Genomic DNA, 16532 nt, shown 5'->3' with positions numbered 1-16532 from the left:
GCGTCATATGGCTCAAGTACGGTGGGCGGCGTGCCGCAGACCGATCACTCCCGCCCCCGCCGCCGCCGTCGCCCGCTCCGCTGGGCCGCGGGCTTCCTGGTGCTGGTGGCGGTCGCCGGGTACTTCGTCGTGCAGCGCGCGTCGAACGACTACGGCGGCGTGCCCTACTGCACGGCCTCGGCCGACGGGAAGAACGGCGCGAAGGGCTCCGGCCAGTTCGACGAGATGTCCCCCGACCAGGCGGCGAACGCGGCGACGATAGCCGCGGTCGGGGTCTCCAAGGGGATGCCCGACCGGGCCGTGACCATCGCGCTGGCGACCGCCATGCAGGAGTCGGGCCTGCGCAACCTCGACCACGGCGACCGGGATTCGCTGGGCCTGTTCCAGCAGCGGCCCTCGCAGGGCTGGGGCACGCCGGGCCAGATCATGGACCCCGTGTACTCGGCCGGGATCTTCTACGACCGGCTGGCCGAGATCAAGGGGTACTCGAGGCTCCCGCTGACGGTGGCGGCGCAGAGGGTGCAGCTGAGCGGTTTCCCGCAGGCCTACGCGAAGCACGAGCCGGACGCCACGGTGCTGACCGCGGCCTTCACCGGCGGCGGCCACCTGACCTGTACCGGGCCCGCGCCCGCCCGGCCCGGCGATCCGGCGAAGGTCCGGGCGGAGCTGACCCGGCTGCTCGGCAAGAACCCGCTGTACACGCTGCCCGCTGCTCCGGGCGGTCCGGCGTCCGGGAAGGGCGCCGGGAAGGACGCCGGAGAGGGCGCGGGAGAGGGCGCCGGCGCGGCCGCCGAGTCCGAGGTGACCCTGGTGGCGAAGCCCGGCGGCGGGGATCCGGCGGCGCGGACCGGCCGGGTGCTCGCGCAGTGGGCGGTGGCCGGTTCCCGCGAGCTGGGGATCACGCGGGTCTCGTACGGCGGCAAGTCCTGGGTCGCGGGCAAGGACGGCGACCGGTGGCGGGAGCGGGGCGCCGCGGGCGCGGGGAACGGCGCCGGGGATCCCGGCGCCGCCGGTCCGGGCCAGGTACGGATCTTCGTACGCGGCTGATCGCCGGTGGACGGGCGTACGACCCGTCCCCCGTACGGGGGCGACCCGTACGGCGGACACGGAGGCCCCGGCGGGCGCACAACCGCAGGTCGGGGCGCGTTCCGGGCGGTCGACCCGGAAGCCGATTAAACGATCCGTTACCGATCCTTTACCCACCGGCTCCGCAACTCGCGCCCCCCTCCGAGCGGTTGTCACGGCGTACTCAGCCGCTACCGCTTAGGAGCAACATGTCCCTCCCCCTGACCCGTCGGATCGCCCGTGCCGCGCTGCTCCTCGCAGCCGGGGCAGCGCCCGTGGTCGGTGCGGCCGGCGCGGCCAGCGCCGCGGGCCTGGAGTCCGTGCCGCAGCTGGGCGCGCTCACCGCGCCGGACGCGACGGTCGCCGCCGCGGGCGACACCGCCACCGACGCCGTGCCCGCCTCCACCCTGCCGGCGCCCGCGCCCGCCGACGAGGTGACCGGCGCCGCGGGCAGCCTGCTGGCGGGCCTGCCGCTCGCCGGCGGCGGGCTGCCGGGCGGCCTCCCGGTCCCGGGCGGGCTGCCCGGCCTCGGCTAGCAGCCGCCGCCATGAACGGCCCGAGGGGCCCGGGAGCACGAACTCCCGGGCCCCTCGGGCCGTCTGCGCGTACGGGGCCGGCTTACGCCAGCCGCTTGACCGCCGCCGCGACGCGCTCGTCCGTGGCCGTGAAGGCGACGCGGACGAACTGCGCGCCCGCCTCGCCGTAGAAGTCGCCCGGCGCGACCAGGACGCCGAGCTCGGCCAGGTGGGCGACGGTGTCCCAGCAGGGCTCGTCCCGGGTCACCCACAGGTACAGGCTGGCTTCGCTGTGCTCGACGCGGAAGCCGTGCGCCTCCAGGGCCGTGCGCAGGGCCGCGCGGCGGGCCGCGTAGCGCACCCGCTGCTCCTCGACGTGGACGTCGTCGCCCAGGGCCGCCACCGTGGCCGCCTGCACGGGGGCAGCGGTCATCATGCCGCCGTGCTTGCGGATCTGGAGGAGCTCGCCCAGGACTTCGGCGTCACCGACGATGAAGGCCGCCCGGTAGCCGGCCAGGTTGGACCGCTTGGAGAGCGAGTGGACGGCGACGATGCCCTCGTACGAGCCGCCGCAGACCTCGTCGCGCAGGACGGAGACGGGCTCGGCTTCCCAGCCCAGTTCGAGGTAGCACTCGTCGCTGAAGATCAGGATCCCGTGCTCGCGCGCCCAGGCCACGATCCGTACGAGCTCCTCCTTGGGGAGGACCTTGCCGGTGGGGTTGGACGGGGAGTTGAGCCACAGCAGCTTCACGCGGGCCGGGTCGAGATCGGTGGTGGGGTCGTCGTAGACCACCGGCTCGGCGCCGCACAGCCGCGCACCGACCTCGTACGTCGGGTACGCCAGGCGGGGGTAGGCCACCTGGTCACCGGAGCCGAGGCCCAGCTGGGTGGGCAGCCAGGCCACCAGTTCCTTGGAGCCGACGACCGGCAGGACGTTGCGGTGCCCGGCGGCGCTCGCGCCGAGGCGGCCGCGCACCCAGCCGGTGATCGCGTCGCGCAGGGCGGGGGTGCCCCACACCGTGGGATAGCCCGGGGAATCCGCTGCCTCGACCAGGGCGCGCTGGATCAGCTCCGGCACCGGGTCGACGGGGGTGCCGACGGAGAGGTCGACGATCCCGTCCGGGTGGGCCGCCGCCGTCGCCTTGTACGGCTCCAGCTTGTCCCAGGGGAAGGCGGGAAGACGGTCGGATACTGCGGCCACGGTGGTCTCTGCTCTCTCTGGTGCTGGTTGCGGGGTACCGGTGCGGGGGGGGACGGCCAGGGGCCGGAAAACACCTCGGTCCCGTACGGCGCGCAGGCCGTACGGGACCGAGGGGCGCTACTGCCTGAAAAGGTCAGTGCTCGCCGTTGATGCCGGCGGGCAGCGCTGCGATGAAGGGGTGGTCGCGCTCGATCAGGCCGAGCTTGGAAGCACCACCGGGCGAACCGAGCTCGTCGAAGAACTCGACGTTCGCCTTGTAGTAGTCCTTCCACTCCTCCGGAGTGTCGTCCTCGTAGAAAATGGCCTCGACCGGGCAGACCGGCTCACACGCACCACAGTCGACGCACTCGTCCGGGTGGATGTACAAGGACCGCTGGCCCTCGTAGATGCAGTCGACGGGGCACTCTTCGATGCATGCCTTGTCCTTGACGTCGACACAAGGCTCCGCGATGACGTAGGTCACGCTCTCGTTCCTCCTCATAAGGGCTTTCCATATCGCGCGGGAGCGCGGCGTCGTCGATGCCCGCCTCTAGTATCTCCGTTCCCGGGCACGATCCGAACAGGAGGGGCGGACAGAGCTGTGGAAATCACTGCCGGTGGACGGCTGGAGATCCGGATTACACCCGCTGACGTGGGTAAACGTGTCTCTGTGCGACGGGTGGAGCACGGCTCGACCGGGGCCCCCTGTTTCACGGACACCGTAGGGGTTCTCACATCCTGGAACTCGGGTGTGGTGACGATCACACGAAAGACCGGCGAGTCCGTCCGCATCGCGGAATCCTCGCTGGTGGCGGGCAAGGTCGTACCGGCCGCTCCGGCCCGGCGCAGGGGGCCCGCGACCTCCTTCGAGGAGCTCGCGCGGGTCTGCGCACGGGCCTGGGTGCCGCTGGAGAGCGAGCCGCTGGGCGAGTGGACGCTGCGCGCGGCCGGCGGATTCACCCGGCGGGCCAACTCCGTACTGCCGCTCGGCGATCCCGGGACCCCGCTGGACGATGCACTCGCGCGAGTGACCTCCTGGTACGCGCGGAGGGATCTTCCGGCGTACATCCAGACCGCCACGGGGGCCGCGGGCACGCAGGAGGTGCTGTGCGCGGAGCTCGAGGACCGGGGCTGGGTCCGCGAGGTGTCGGCGGAGGTCCGGGTCGGCGCTCTGGCGCCGGTCGGGGACCTGGACGTGGACGAGTCCGTGGTCGCGGGCGTACGGCTGACCCGTACTCCGGACGAGGAGTGGCTCTCCCGCTACGGGCGGGTGAAGGACCCCGGGACCGCCCGACGGGTGCTGACGTCGGGACCCTCGGTGTGGTTCGCGGCGGTACCCGGCCGGGCGATCGGGCGGCTCGTGGTGGACGGCCGGTGGGCCGGGTTCGCGGCCGTCGAGGTCGACCCGGAGCACCGGCGCCTCGGCCTCGGCTCGGCCGTGATGGCGGCGCTGGCGCGGCGTGCGCTGGAGGAGGGCGCCTCGGCCGCCTGGCTCCAGGTGGAGAGCGACAACACCGGGGCGCGGGCGCTGTACGAGGGGATGGGCTTCGGGACGCACCACTCCTACCACCACTACCGCCGGGCGGCGGCGTGACCTCGCTCTGGCGGGAGCGCTTCGCCGCCGAGGCGCGGGCGGACCGGCCCGACCTGGCCACGCTGTGCCTGCTGCTGGCCGCGGAGGGGGACCCGGAGCTCGACGAGCGGGCCATGGACTGGGCGCAGATCGAGCTGGACCGGCTGGCGGGGATGCTGCCGTACGGGCTGCGGGGCGCTCGCGCGTGGGCTTCGGCGGTGTCCGAGCTGCTGGGCGGGCGGATGGGCTTCCACGGCACCCCGGCCGACTACGACCGGCTCTCCTCCTCGCTGCTGCACGAGGTGCTGCGGCGGCGCCGGGGGCTGCCGATCCTGCTGTCCGTGGTGTGGCTGGAGGTGGCCCGGCGGGCCGGGGCTCCGGTGTACGGGCTGGCCCTGCCGGGGCACTTCGTGGTGGGCTTCGGGGATCCCGAGGAGGGTGTGGTCGTCGACCCCTTCGCGGGGGGCGCCTCGCTGGGCGCGGGTCCGGCGGAGCTGGCGGCGGGGCCGCGGACCGCGGCGCGCACGATGGACATCGTGCTGCGGATCCTGAACAACATCCGGGCGTGGGCCTCGTCGCGGCCCGAGCACTCGGGGGTGGCGCTGTGGGCGCTGGACCTGGCGCTGCTGCTGCCCTCGCATCCCGCGGCGTTGCGGTACGAGCGGGCGAAGCTGCTGGTGGAGCGGGGGGAGTTCGCGGCGGGGGCGGCGGAGATGGAGTCCTACGCGGTGGTCGTGGACGTGATCGATCCGCCGTCCGCGGTGCGGATTCGCGCGGAGGCGATGGCCGCCCGGGCCCTGCTGAACTAGGCCGTCGGCCCGGCTGCCGCTGCGCGGGGCGAAGTCCCCGCAGCCACCCTTGCCGCTGCGCGGGGCCAAGTCCCCGCGGTGACCCTTGCCGCTGCGCGGGGCCTGTCCCCTACCCGCCCTTCCGCCGTTCCCCGGGGCTCCGCCCCGGACCCCGGTCCTCAAACGCCGGACGGGCTGAAAAGACCAAACGCCGGCGAGGCTGGATGTGCCGGAAGTGCCGATGTTGCAGCGGAGCCCCTCACCGGTGTTCGGGGAGGGGCTCCGGTCCGTGCGGGGTCAGCTCGGGTTGGTGGCGATGACCGCGGTGCGCTCGGGGGTGGTCTTGCCGCGCAGCGCCTTGCCGAGGACTCCGGCGACGTCCTGCGGGGTGACGGCGGTCTTCTCGCCGGTGCCGCGCATGATGAGGACTCCGTCGAAGGTGTTCCCGTAGGCCGTCTTGAGGGCTTCCAGGTCGTACTTCTCGACGAGGTGGCCGTCCACGACCTGCATGCTCAGGATCTTCGGCAGGGACTTGGCGCCGAGGGGGATGGACTTGGCGCCCGCCTTGACGAGGACCGGGGCCGACATCGCGGGCTGGGCGAACTCCTTCATGGCCCGGTCCAGTTCGGCCTGGTCGACGACCGGGTCCTTGGTGGCGACCGGGAGGCTCGCGGGCGCGGCCTGGCCGCCGCCGACCATGTCGCGGAAGGCCTTGGTGACCAGGGCGACGGAGCCGTCCACATCGAGCGTGGAACCGGGCTTGCCGGGGACGGCGACGGCCTTGCCCCCGTCGAAGGTGATGGTGCCCTCGGTGGCGGAGCCGGCGGTGCCGGCGAGCTCCTGGAGGGCGACCCGCAGCTTCTCCTCGTCGGTGGGCAGGACGGCTTCGGCCTTGCGCTCGCTGCCGAACAGGGAGCCGATGACCGTGATCGGGTTGTAGTCGCTGCCCGCCGCGTTGCGGACGGTGGTCTGGCTGTCCAGGCTCAGGCCGGCCTTCTCGGGCTTCAGCTCGACCGGCTTGCCGCCGACGGTGAGCTGGAGCGGGGTGGAGGCGCGGTTGCCGAAGGACCTCTGCAGCTTGGCGACGGCCTCGTCGCGGCTGCCGCTGATGTCGACGCCCATGACGGTGGTGCCCTTGGGGACGTCGGAGTGGTTCAGGAGCAGACCGGCTCCGTAGGCCACGCCGAACAGCGTGAAGAGGGCGCCGCCGAGCAGCACCAGCTTGTTGCGGCCCTTCTTCGCGGGCCGCGCCGGGGCCGGCGCGGGAGCCTTGGCCTTGTTCGCGGGCACCGGGGCGGGCGCGGGCACGGGCTGGGGGTGGCGAGCCGAGTCCAGCTCGGGGCCGGGCCAGCTCGGCTCCGGTCCGCCCACCGGTACGGAGCCCAGCGCGGGCCCGCCGGTCGGCCCGTCCGGGCCGCGGCCGGGGCCGGTACCGGGCCAGGCCGGGGCGGGCGGGACGGGGCCGGGGCCGGAGCCGTACGCGGCGCCGGGACCGGGGCCCTGCGCGGGGCCTACGGGGGCACCCGTACGGGGACCGCCGGGTCCGGCGGGCGGTGCGGGGTAGCCGGCGCCCGGCCCGGCGGCGACGCCGGGGCCGCCGGGGCCGGGGCCCATCGGCGCACCGGGACGCGGCCCGCCGGGACCCTGGGCGAAGCCCTGCTGCGCGGGCCCGTCGAAGCGCGGGCCGCCGGCCTGCGCCGGGGCGGGGCCCGGACCGCCGGGGCGGGAGCCCATCGGCGCACCGGGGCCGGGGCCCATCGGGGCACCCGGGCCGGGGCCCATCGGCGCACCCGGGCCGGGACCCATCGGCGCACCCGGGCCGGGGCCCGTCGGCGCACCCGGACGCGGCCCGGCCGGGCCGCCCTGGGCGAAGCCCTGCTGCGCGGGCCCGTCGAAGCGCGGGCCGCCGGCCTGCGCCGGAGCCGGTCCGCGTGCCGGGGCGGCGGCCCGGTCCGGCGCCGGGGTGGGCGTCGGGGCGGGCGCGGTGCCCGCCTTGCGGGGTGCGAACCAGTTGCTGGCCGTTTCCTCGGCCGGGGCCGGCTCGGGCGCGGCCGCCGGGGCGGCTGCGGGCTCGGGCGCCTGTCCGGCCTCGGCTTCGGGCATGGTCTGGCGTACGACCACGGGCGGAATCGGCCGCGAACCCGGAATGTTGATCCGGATCCGGGTCGTCAGCTGGGTCTCCGTCTTCGGCCCGTCGGAATCGGGTGTGGACGGCTTCGCGGGCGGTGCGGTCACTGAACTCTCCTCCGGGATGGTCGCCGCGCCCGGACCGGGGGGCACTGTCGTGGACGGATACTGGCCTGATCCGTACGGCGGCGTACCCGAGGGGTAGGCGGCTCCGCCACGCCCGTTGGGCCCGGAGGACGGACTGTCAGTTTCACGGCTCAAGGCAGGTTCTCCCGATCGGCTCCGCCGCCCGTCATAGCGTGCGCGGGCAGCTCGGCGGCCGGTCCACCATACTGGCCGCCGCCCGCACGCACCCGGCCGCCGGGAACGAAGGGTTCCCCTTGATCTCCCGTGCGCCCCTTGCGTGCACTCCCCGAGCACGTGGCGCCGGGCTGCGGGGGGTCCGATGCAGCACCGCCCGACCCGCTCGTCAAGGCGTCGCGCGCGGCCGACGCCGCGTCACTTGGCGTTCCCGGCGGCCGAAAGCGGCCGGTCCGCGGGGAAGCTCATCGTGGCGCAGATCACAGCGAGCACCACTCCACCCAAAAGGTAGGCGTACATGCCGATTCCGGACGAACCGAGCAGGAAGTCCCCTTCGGGCCGGGGCACACCGAGGATCACGTAGGCGAGGAACCAGCCACCGGTGGCCGCTCCCACCCCGATGCCGGTGCCCAGCGCGATCCGGCCGCCGAGGAACAGGCCGAAGAGCGCGAGGAGCGCCAGCACCAGTCCGCCCGGGAACCACAGGTCGACGACGAGCCAGCCGGCCGCGCCGGTCAGCACCCCCGCCGCCAACAGGCCCAGCAGGGCGGCGATCCGCCCCCCGTTCCCCATGGTCCACGGCGGCCCGGTCATGCCCGCACCCCCGCGAAGAGGTCGCGCTCGCGCTCGCCCGCCGGGACGCCCGGCCGGCCGGCGGCCAACTCGTAGTACTCGTGGGTGAACAGCGGCTGCGCCAGGTCGTTGGAGAGCGCGAAGAAGGGCCCGTCCACCGCGATCTGGGTGGCATGGGCGCGCATCGCGGCGGTCTTGGCGGCCACGAACGCCTGCTCCGCGGCCTCGTCCCCGCCGATCTCGGCGGTGATCCGCTCGTCGGCCACCACGCCCGGCACGTCGTCCGGTGCGGCCGGCGCCGGGAAGGGCACCTCGCTCCCGGCCTCGCGCAGCCGGGCGAAGCCCTCCTCGACGACCGTGCGCGGGACGCGGTTCCAGTAGAACTTCTCGATGGCGTGCGGTGCGCCGAGGTCACGGCGGTAGGTGGGCTCCGCGGCCAGTTCGGCGGCGCGGGTGGCGACGCGGTGGGCCTGGATGTGGTCGGGGTGGCCGTAGCCGCCGTCCGGGTCGTAGGTGACGAGGACCTGGGGGCGCAGTTCGCGGATCACCTCCACGAGGTACCCCGCGGCCTCGTCCACGTCGGCGGACCAGAAGGCGCCGGGCCGGCGGTTCTGTTCGGCGCCCATCATCCCGGAGTCGCGGAAGCGGCCGGGGCCGCCGAGGAAGCGGTGGTCGGCGACGCCCAGTTCGCGCATGGCCTCGGCGAGCTCGCCGATGCGGTGGGCACCGAGGGTGTCGTCGCGGTCGGCCGTCAGGTGGGCGAGTCCGGGCGGGATGACCTCACCCTCCTCGCCGAGCGTGCAGGTCACCAACGCGACATGGACGCCCTCGGCCGCGTACTTGGCCATGGTGACGCCGTTGTTGATCGACTCGTCGTCCGGGTGCGCGTGCACGAGCAGGAGCCGACGGGCGGGAAGACCGTTCATGGGGGTCACCCTACGACCGTGCCGAAGAACGGCGGACCCGCCACCCGCAACCCCGCACGGCGGCCTGCGCCGCGGGCCTCGCGGCGGCTTAGAACTTGAGGCCGCTGATCATGCTCGCCACGTTGTTAGTCAGCTGGGAGAGCGTCGGAGCCACGGTCGAGCTCGCCAGATAGAAGCCGAGCAGTACACAGACCACTGCGTGACCCGCCTTCAGGCCCGAACGCCGGACCAGCAGGAAGACGATTACTGCCAGCAGCACCACGGCCGAGATCGATAGTGCCACGGCTGTTTCACCTCCACGTCGAGCGGACATCGGGTTCGCGTACTCGCAACTCGGTGCTCGGCAGAGTCATACCCACCGTGCGCTACGGATCATAACTATCCGTACCACCACATCGATCGATTCCGGCAGCACGAGGGGCGCACGCCGCGCATGTCCGGGGTCACAGGAGTGCCGGCCGGGGACGCTGTACGCCTCCCCGGCCGGCTGTCGGCACCCGCACGGCCGCACGGGATCCAGGCTGCCCGGCCCAGATCTCGGGACAGAAACGGTCAAGTTGCCTGCGTGTAAACCGAGTTGTGAGGAAACCGTGGAGCCGTTCACAGCTGTGGCGAGAAATGAGCGGTGCCGGGGGCCCGGAGCTCACTCCTTGGTCGGCCATCCCGACGGCGGTGCGGGCGGCGGGCCCGGCGGAAGGACCACCCGCTCTGATGCGAAATGGCAGGCCGAGGGGTGGGCCGCCGGGCCGCCGGGGAGGAACGCCGGGATCTCCAGGAGCGGGACCTCCGACGCGCAGCGCGCCTCGGCCTTCCAGCAGCGGGTGCGGAAGCGGCAGCCCGACGGCGGGTTGGCCGGGGAGGGGACGTCGCCGGAGAGGATGATCCGGTCGCGGCCCGCGCGGGCGGCCGGGTCGGGCACCGGGACGGCGGAGAGCAGGGCCTGCGTGTAGGGGTGGGTGGGGTGGTCGTAGATCTGGGTGTCGGTGCCGATCTCGACGATCCGGCCCAGGTACATGACGCCGACCCGGTCGGAGATGTGCCGGACGATCGAGAGGTCGTGCGCGATGAACACGTAGGAGAGGTTGAACTCGTCCTGCAGGCGCTCCAGGAGGTTGACCACCTGGGCCTGGACGGAGACGTCGAGGGCGGAGACGGGCTCGTCGGCGACGATGATCTCGGGCTGGAGGGCGAGGCCGCGGGCGATGCCGATGCGCTGGCGCTGGCCGCCGGAGAACTGGTGCGGGTACCGGTTGATGTACTCCGGGTTGAGGCCGACGACGTCCAGGAGCTCCTGGACCTTGCGGCGCCGGTCACCCTTGGGGGCCACCTCGGGGTGGATCTCGTAGGGCTCGCCGATGATGTCGCCGACGGTCATGCGCGGGTTCAGCGAGGTGTACGGGTCCTGGAACACCATCTGGATGTTGCGGCGCACGGACTTGAGGGCCTTGGCCGACAGCTTGGCGAGGTCCTCGCCCTTGTACCTGATCGCCCCCGCCGTCGGGCGTTCGAGGTTGACCAGCATCTTGGCGACGGTGGACTTGCCGCAGCCCGACTCCCCGACGATGCCGAGGGTTTCGCCGGCCCGCAGGTCGAAGGAGACCCCGTCGACGGCCTTGACGGCGCCGACCCGCTTCTTGAAGAGGATGCCCCGGGTCAGCGGGTAGTGCTTGACCAGGTCCTCCACCACGAGGATGGACTCAGCCACCGAGGCACTCCTTCCAGAAGAAGCACGCACTGGCGCGGTCCGGTGCGACCTCGGCCAGCGGCGGTACGTCGAGGCGGCAGACGGCCTGGGCCATCGGGCAGCGCGGGTTGAAGGCGCAGCCGGGCGGGATGGCGAGCAGGTTGGGCGGCAGGCCCTTGATGGCGTAGAGCTCCTGGCCCTTCTGGTCCAGGCGCGGGATCGAGTCCAGCAGGCCGCGGGTGTACGGGTGGGCCGGGCGCTTGTAGATCTCGTGAACGGGGGCTGCCTCGACGATCCGGCCCGCGTACATGACGGCGATCTTGTCGGCCACGTCGGCGACGACGCCGAGGTCGTGGGTGATCAGGATCAGGCCCATGTTCAGCTCGCGCTGGAGCTCCGCGAGCAGGTCCATGACCTGGGCCTGGACGGTGACGTCCAGGGCCGTGGTCGGCTCGTCCGCGATGATGAGCGAGGGTTCGAGGGCCATTGCCATGGCGATCATGATGCGCTGGCGCATGCCGCCGGAGAACTGGTGCGGGTAGTCCCCCACCCGCTCGCGCGCCGCCGGGATCTTCACCCGGTCCATCAGCTCGACGGCCTTGTTCCGGGCGTCCTTGCGGGACATCCCGCGGTGGACCTCGTACATCTCGCCGAGCTGCGCGCCGACGCTCAGGACCGGGTTGAGGGAGGACAGGGCGTCCTGGAAGATCATGGCCATCTCGGCGCCGCGGACCTTCCTGCGCTCCTCCTCCTTCATCTTCAGCAGGTCTGTGCCCTTGAAGAGGATCTCGCCGCCCGCGATGCGGCCCGGCGGCATGTCGAGGATGCCCATGACGGCCTGGGCGGTGACCGACTTGCCGGAACCGGACTCGCCGAGCACGGCGAGGGTCTCGCCCTCGGCCACGGAGTAGTTGACCCCGTTGACGGCCTTGGCGACTCCGTCCCGCGTCTTGAATTCCACGTGCAGATCGCGCACTTCGAGCAGCATGTGCGGGGCTCCTCAGCGCAGTTTGGGGTCGAGGGCGTCGCGCACCGCGTCGCCGAGCATGATGAACGCGAGCACGGTGATGCTGAGCGCGCCCGCCGGATACAGCAGCATGTGCGGGGCGTTGCGGATCTGGGAGGCGGCGTTGGAGATGTCGATGCCCCAGGAGACCGTCGGCGGGCGCAGGCCCACGCCGAGGAAGGACAGGGTGGCTTCCAGGGCGATGTAGGTGCCGAGCGCGATGGTGGCGACGACGATGACGGGTGCGATGGCGTTGGGCGCCACGTGCCGCAGCAGCATCCGGGCATTGCTGGCGCCGAGCGCCCGCGCGGCCTGGACGTAGTCGTTCTGTTTGGCGGTGATGACCGAGCCGCGGGCGATGCGGGCCAGTTGGGGCCAGCCGAGCAGCACGATGAAGCCGACGACGGGCCAGACGGTGGTGCTGGTGACCACGGACAGGAAGACCAGGCCGCCGAGGACCACGGGGATGCCGAAGAAGATGTCGGCGACCCGGGAGAGCAGTGCGTCGCCCCAGCCGCCGAAGAACCCGGCGAGCCCGCCGAGCGCGGAGCCGAGGAGGGCCGCGCCGAGGGTGGCGCAGATGCCCACGGTGATGGAGGCGCGGGCCCCGTAGACGGTGCGGGTGTACACGTCGCAGCCCTGGGTGTCGTAGCCGAAGGGGTGGCCCGGGGAGGAGCCCTGCTGCGATTTGGACAGGTCGCACTGGAGCGGGTCGCCGCTCGCGATGAGCTGGGGCCAGATGGAGATGACCACGAGGAAGAGGATCAGCAGCGTGGAGACGAGGAAGACCGGGTTGCGGCGCAGCTGGTGCCAGGCGTCGGACCACAGGGAGCGTGCCCGTCCGCCGGAGGCGGCTGATGGATGCAGCTCCTGGGGGCCCGCGGGAGGGCCGCCGAGCTCCTTCTCCAGGCTCTCGGCCTCCTCCAGGGCGAGATCCATGGCTCCTCCCTGGCCGGTGGGGGCGATGGACTCGTGGGGGCCGGGTCCCAGCGGATCGTAGGCGGGGCGCTCGGGATCGGGCTCAGGCATAACGGATCCTCGGGTCCAGGACCGCGTAGAGCAGGTCGACGAGCAGGTTCGCCAGCAGGAAGACGATCACGAGGATGGTCACGAAGCCGACCACCGTCGGGGAGTTGTTGCGCAGGATGCCCTGGTAGAGCTGGTAGCCGACGCCGTGGATGTTGAAGATCCGCTCGGTGACGATGGCTCCGCCCATCAGGGCGCCGATGTCGGTGCCGATGAAGGTGACGACCGGGATCAGGGAGTTGCGCAGCAGGTGGCGGGTGATGACCCGGCGCCGGGGCAGTCCCTTGGCCACGGCGGTGCGGACGTAGTCGGCCTTGACGTTCTCGGCGATGGAGGTCCGGGTGAGGCGGGTGACGTAGGCGAGGGAGACCAGCGCGAGGACGATGCCGGGCAGGATCAGCTCGCTGAAGGGGGCGTCCGGGGAGACGGTGGGCCGTACCCAGCCCCATTTGACGCCGAAGAGGTACTGCAGCAGGTAGCCCGTCACGAAGGTGGGCACCGAGATCACCACGAGGGTGAGGACCAGCAGGCTGGTGTCGATGGACTTGCCGCGCTTCAGGCCGCTGATCACGCCCAGGGTGATGCCGACGACGATCTCGATCGCGATCGCAACGATGGTCAGGCGCAGGGTCACCGGGAAGGCGGAGGCCATGAGCTCGGTGACCTTCTGGCCGTTGAAGGCGGTGCCGAAGTCTCCCCGGAAGATCTGGCCCATGTAGTGGAGGTACTGCTTCCACAGGGGCTGGTCGAGATAGAGGTCCTTGCGGATGCGCGCGGCGGTGGCGGGGTCGGGGGCCTTGTCACCGAAGAGGGCGGCCACCGGGTCGCCGAGCGCGTACACCATGAAGAAGATCAGGAACGTGCTGCCGATGAACACGGGGATCATCTGGAGCAGTCGCCGGATCACATAACGTCCCATGGACTGCTCCAGGTTCGATCCGCGAGGAGGGTCAGCTGACCTTGATCTGGTCGTACACCGGAACGCTGAACTGGTTGAGCTTCACGTCCGAGATGCGCTCCGAGTGGCCCGCGCTGCCGTTCTGGTACCAGAGCGGGATCGACGGCATCTGGGCGGCGAGGATCTTCTCCGACTCCTGGAACGTGGCCGTCGCCTTGGCGGCGTCGCTCTCCCGGTTGGCCTCGTCGATGAGCTTGTCGAACTCCGGGTTGCTGAACTTGCCGTAGTTCGAGGAGGCACCGGTGTAGTACAGCGGCTCCAGGAAGTTCTGGATCAGCGGGTAGTCGGCCTGCCAGCCGGAGCGGAAGGGGCCGGTCAGCTTGAAGCTGCTCTGCTGGTTCCTGAAGTCGGCGAAGGTGCCGATGGGGTTGACGGTGCAGACCGGGCCCTCGCCCAGCGTGTTGTTGATGCTGTTGCAGACGGCGTCCATCCAGTCGCGGTGCGAGCCGGTGTCGACGTTGGACGTCAAGGTGACCTTGCCGCCGGGCAGTCCGCCGGCCTCCTGGATGAGCTTCTTGGACTCGGTGGGGTTGAAGGAGCAGGCCTCACCGCAGGCGGTGGCGGAGAAGCCGCCCTTGTCGCCGAGGGCCGGTGAGGTCCAGTCCTTGGCCGGGGTGCGGGTCTCGTGGAAGATCTGCTTGGTGATCTCGTCACGGTTGATCGCCATCGAGATGCCGCGGCGGACCTTCTCCATGCCCTCCTTGCTCCACTGCGGGTCGTACAGCGGGAAGGTGAGGGTCTGGATGATCAGGGCCGGCTGGTTGATGTAGCGGTCGCCGAGGTCGTTGGCGACGTTCTTCAGCTGCTGGGCCGGGATGTCGTCGACCAGGTCGAGGTTGCCGGAGATCAGGTCGGTGTAGGCGGTGTTGTTGTCGGTGTAGACCTTCAGGTCCACTCCGCCGTTGACCGCCTTGTCCTCGCCCGGGTAGGCGTCCCACTTGCGCAGCTTCATGCCCGTGCCCTTGGTGTACGAGTCCACCGTGTACGGGCCGTTGCCGACGGGCTTCTTCAGCCAGGCGTCGTGGTCGGTGAAGAAGGCCTTGGGCAGGGGGGAGAACGCCTGGTAGCCGAGGGTCTCGGGCCAGGTGGAGAACTTCTCCTTGAGCGCGACCGTGAAGGTCTTGGGGGCCTTGACGACCAGGCCGGACATGGTCTTGGCCTTGGGGTCGCCCTTCTCGGGGTGAACGTCCGCGTAGCCGACGATGTCGGAGAAGAAGGGCGCGTTGTTCTGCTTCTTGGTGACGTCCGCGCCGTAGTTCCAGGCGTCCACGAAGGACTGCGCGGTGACCGGCTCGTCGTTGCTGAACTTCAGGCCGTCCTTCAGCGTGATCGTGAAGTTCTGGCTGTCGGTGGTCTCGATCTTCTCGGCGAGGAAGTTCTTCGCCTCGCCGGTCTCGGGGTCGTATCGCTTGAGCCCCCGGAAGATCATGTCGAGGACCTTGCCGCCCTGGACCTCGTTGGTGTTGGCCGGCTCCAGCGGGTTCTGCGGGTCACCCCACGAGGAGCTGACGATTCCCGCTTCGCCGCCTGCGCCGCTGTCGCTTCCGCCGCCGCAGGCGGTCGCCGCGAGGGCGACGGCCGCCGCGCATGCGGCCCACTTGGCGTGGGTGGCTCCGCGCATGGAGTGCCTCCTACTGGATCCCAAGACTCACTTAGGGGCCAATGTCACCCTATGTGGGGTCCCGCACACTCCTGGTTGGCCCGATTGCACCCTCGCGCCGCCCGCCTGTCACCCCTGCGAGTGCAAAGCGAGCTGCCAGGTGTTCACCGCGTAATGCACCGTCATGCCGTGCGCCTCGTACAGCGCGAGCGCGCCGGTCTCGTTGTGGGTGTCCACGCCGAGGCCCAGGGTGTCGCGGCCGCGCGCCGCGTAGGCGGCGAAGCCGTGGCGCAGCAGGTACGAGCCGACGCCCCGGCCGCGCACCTCCTCGGTGACGCCGATGTGGCTCAGCCATCCCATGCTGGTGCGGTCGTCCCGGGTCAGCAGGACCCCGACGTCGCCGTGCCCGGGCAGGCTGGCGATCCAGACCAGCGACCAGTCCAGGCCCCGTCCGTCGATATGGTCCAGCCAGAGCTCGTACGGGCGGTCCACGTGCCCGAAGTGCGCGGCGAAGGTCTCCTCGATCAGGGCGTGGGCCCGCATCCGGTCGGCCTCGTCGCCGGCGCAGTCGCGCAGGGTGAGCCCGGCGGGTGCGGTCGGGGCGGTGGCGGCGGCCTCGTCGAGCGCCCGGGTCATCACCTTGTACTGGCGGACGGTGCAGTAGCCGCGGGCGGTGAGGATGCCGAGGTCGAGGGTGGGCTTCACGTTGAGCTGGAGGCGCAGCCGGCCCTCCCCCTCCCCGCCCTTCATCTCGTGGGCCCGGGCCTCCATCAGCTCCAGCAGCCGGACGGCGGCCTCGTCGTGGCCGGGCAGTACGTAGTGGTCACAGTCGACCCGGCCCGGCCCGGAGTCGGCCCAGACCAGGCCGTAGGCGACGAGCTGCCCGTCGGAGAAGGCGAGCCAGGAGTCGGTGGCGAGGTCAACGCCGGGGTGCAGGAGGTCGGCCTCGACGGTGCCCAGGTCGGTCTCGGGGCGGCCGATCTCGATCACGTCCACGGCGTTGAGGAGGGCGCAGACGTCCTCTGCGTCCCCGGGCCCGGCGGGCCGTACGGTCAGCATGCGAACCCCGCGACGATCTCCTCGCCTACGGCGACGAACTCCCGCTGGTCGTCGTGCGGGGCGATGTCGGCGACGGCGCGCCAGTTCTCCGCGTCCACCGGGCGCAGGGTGATGCGCCGGCCTCGGCGGTCGTGCTGGGTCTCGGTCATCCG

At 71.9% G+C, this 16532-nt stretch carries 17 protein-coding genes; 4 read left to right on the top strand and 13 right to left on the bottom strand.

Annotation, left to right across the window (positions count from 1 at the left end):
- The first annotated feature begins 21 nt into the window (after positions 1–21).
- Together MTF69_RS18500 and MTF69_RS43745 are read left to right on the top strand one after the other, a co-directional pair.
- A complete protein-coding gene (locus MTF69_RS18500; RefSeq protein WP_243336144.1) occupies positions 22–1047 on the top strand; it encodes a hypothetical protein in 1026 nt (341 codons plus the stop codon).
- A gap of 227 nt (positions 1048–1274) precedes the next feature.
- Positions 1275–1601 (top strand): ATP-binding protein, encoded by a 327-nt coding sequence (locus tag MTF69_RS43745; RefSeq protein ID WP_243335925.1) that lies wholly within the window; start codon positions 1275–1277, stop codon positions 1599–1601.
- Between the two features lie 82 nt (positions 1602–1683).
- Here MTF69_RS43745 and dapC read toward each other — a convergent pair whose 3' ends face one another.
- Positions 1684–2781 (bottom strand): succinyldiaminopimelate transaminase, encoded by a 1098-nt coding sequence (dapC, locus tag MTF69_RS18490; protein ID WP_243335923.1) that lies wholly within the window; start codon positions 2779–2781, stop codon positions 1684–1686.
- A gap of 133 nt (positions 2782–2914) precedes the next feature.
- On the bottom strand, positions 2915–3244 hold the full coding sequence (gene fdxA / locus MTF69_RS18485; protein WP_030713714.1) for a ferredoxin: 330 nt from the start codon (positions 3242–3244) through the stop codon (positions 2915–2917).
- A 117-nt stretch (positions 3245–3361) separates the two neighbouring features.
- Between fdxA and MTF69_RS18480 the strand changes: the two genes are divergently transcribed.
- Positions 3362–4354, top strand: coding sequence for an N-acetyltransferase (locus MTF69_RS18480; RefSeq protein ID WP_243335921.1), 993 nt, complete (start codon positions 3362–3364; stop codon positions 4352–4354).
- Positions 4351–5142, top strand: a complete 792-nt coding sequence (locus MTF69_RS18475; RefSeq protein ID WP_243335919.1) for a transglutaminase-like domain-containing protein — start codon at positions 4351–4353, stop codon at positions 5140–5142. The genes MTF69_RS18480 and MTF69_RS18475 overlap by 4 nt, the downstream gene beginning before the upstream one ends.
- A gap of 276 nt (positions 5143–5418) precedes the next feature.
- Here MTF69_RS18475 and MTF69_RS18470 read toward each other — a convergent pair whose 3' ends face one another.
- The 11 genes from MTF69_RS18470 to MTF69_RS18420 form a co-directional block, all read right to left on the bottom strand.
- Positions 5419–7356, bottom strand: coding sequence for a hypothetical protein (locus tag MTF69_RS18470; protein ID WP_308401420.1), 1938 nt, complete (start codon positions 7354–7356; stop codon positions 5419–5421).
- A 390-nt stretch (positions 7357–7746) separates the two neighbouring features.
- Positions 7747–8142 (bottom strand): DUF6113 family protein, encoded by a 396-nt coding sequence (locus MTF69_RS18465; protein WP_243335917.1) that lies wholly within the window; start codon positions 8140–8142, stop codon positions 7747–7749.
- A complete protein-coding gene (gene mshB, locus MTF69_RS18460; RefSeq protein WP_243335915.1) occupies positions 8139–9047 on the bottom strand; it encodes an N-acetyl-1-D-myo-inositol-2-amino-2-deoxy-alpha-D-glucopyranoside deacetylase in 909 nt (302 codons plus the stop codon). The genes MTF69_RS18465 and mshB overlap by 4 nt, the downstream gene beginning before the upstream one ends.
- A gap of 88 nt (positions 9048–9135) precedes the next feature.
- Positions 9136–9330, bottom strand: a complete 195-nt coding sequence (locus MTF69_RS18455; protein WP_243335914.1) for a hypothetical protein — start codon at positions 9328–9330, stop codon at positions 9136–9138.
- A gap of 360 nt (positions 9331–9690) precedes the next feature.
- Entirely contained in the window at positions 9691–10752 is a 1062-nt protein-coding gene (locus MTF69_RS18450; RefSeq protein WP_243335912.1) for an ABC transporter ATP-binding protein, read from the bottom strand.
- Complete coding sequence (locus MTF69_RS18445) at positions 10745–11719, bottom strand: ABC transporter ATP-binding protein (protein ID WP_243335910.1); 975 nt, start codon at positions 11717–11719, stop codon at positions 10745–10747. The genes MTF69_RS18450 and MTF69_RS18445 overlap by 8 nt, the downstream gene beginning before the upstream one ends.
- 12 nt (positions 11720–11731) lie before the next feature.
- The gene (locus tag MTF69_RS18440; protein WP_243335908.1) at positions 11732–12766 is read right to left on the bottom strand and encodes an ABC transporter permease; all 1035 of its coding nucleotides are present in this window, start codon (positions 12764–12766) and stop codon (positions 11732–11734) included.
- Positions 12759–13682 (bottom strand): ABC transporter permease, encoded by a 924-nt coding sequence (locus MTF69_RS18435; RefSeq protein ID WP_243335906.1) that lies wholly within the window; start codon positions 13680–13682, stop codon positions 12759–12761. The genes MTF69_RS18440 and MTF69_RS18435 overlap by 8 nt, the downstream gene beginning before the upstream one ends.
- A 31-nt stretch (positions 13683–13713) precedes the next feature.
- On the bottom strand, positions 13714–15342 hold the full coding sequence (locus MTF69_RS18430) for an ABC transporter substrate-binding protein (RefSeq protein WP_243335904.1): 1629 nt from the start codon (positions 15340–15342) through the stop codon (positions 13714–13716).
- A 108-nt stretch (positions 15343–15450) separates the two neighbouring features.
- Positions 15451–16380 carry an N-acetyltransferase gene (locus tag MTF69_RS18425; protein WP_243335902.1) on the bottom strand — a complete coding sequence of 310 codons (930 nt, stop codon included), beginning with the start codon at positions 16378–16380 and terminating at the stop codon, positions 15451–15453.
- Positions 16374–16529, bottom strand: a complete 156-nt coding sequence (locus MTF69_RS18420) for a hypothetical protein (RefSeq protein ID WP_374323310.1) — start codon at positions 16527–16529, stop codon at positions 16374–16376. The genes MTF69_RS18425 and MTF69_RS18420 overlap by 7 nt, the downstream gene beginning before the upstream one ends.
- Positions 16530–16532 lie beyond the last annotated feature (3 nt).

The sequence above is a fragment of the Streptomyces sp. AP-93 genome (assembly GCF_022808175.1).
GTDB lineage: Bacteria > Actinomycetota > Actinomycetes > Streptomycetales > Streptomycetaceae > Streptomyces.
Note: the sequence above shows the minus strand (reverse complement) of the source record. Positions and strands in the feature narration are given on the sequence as shown.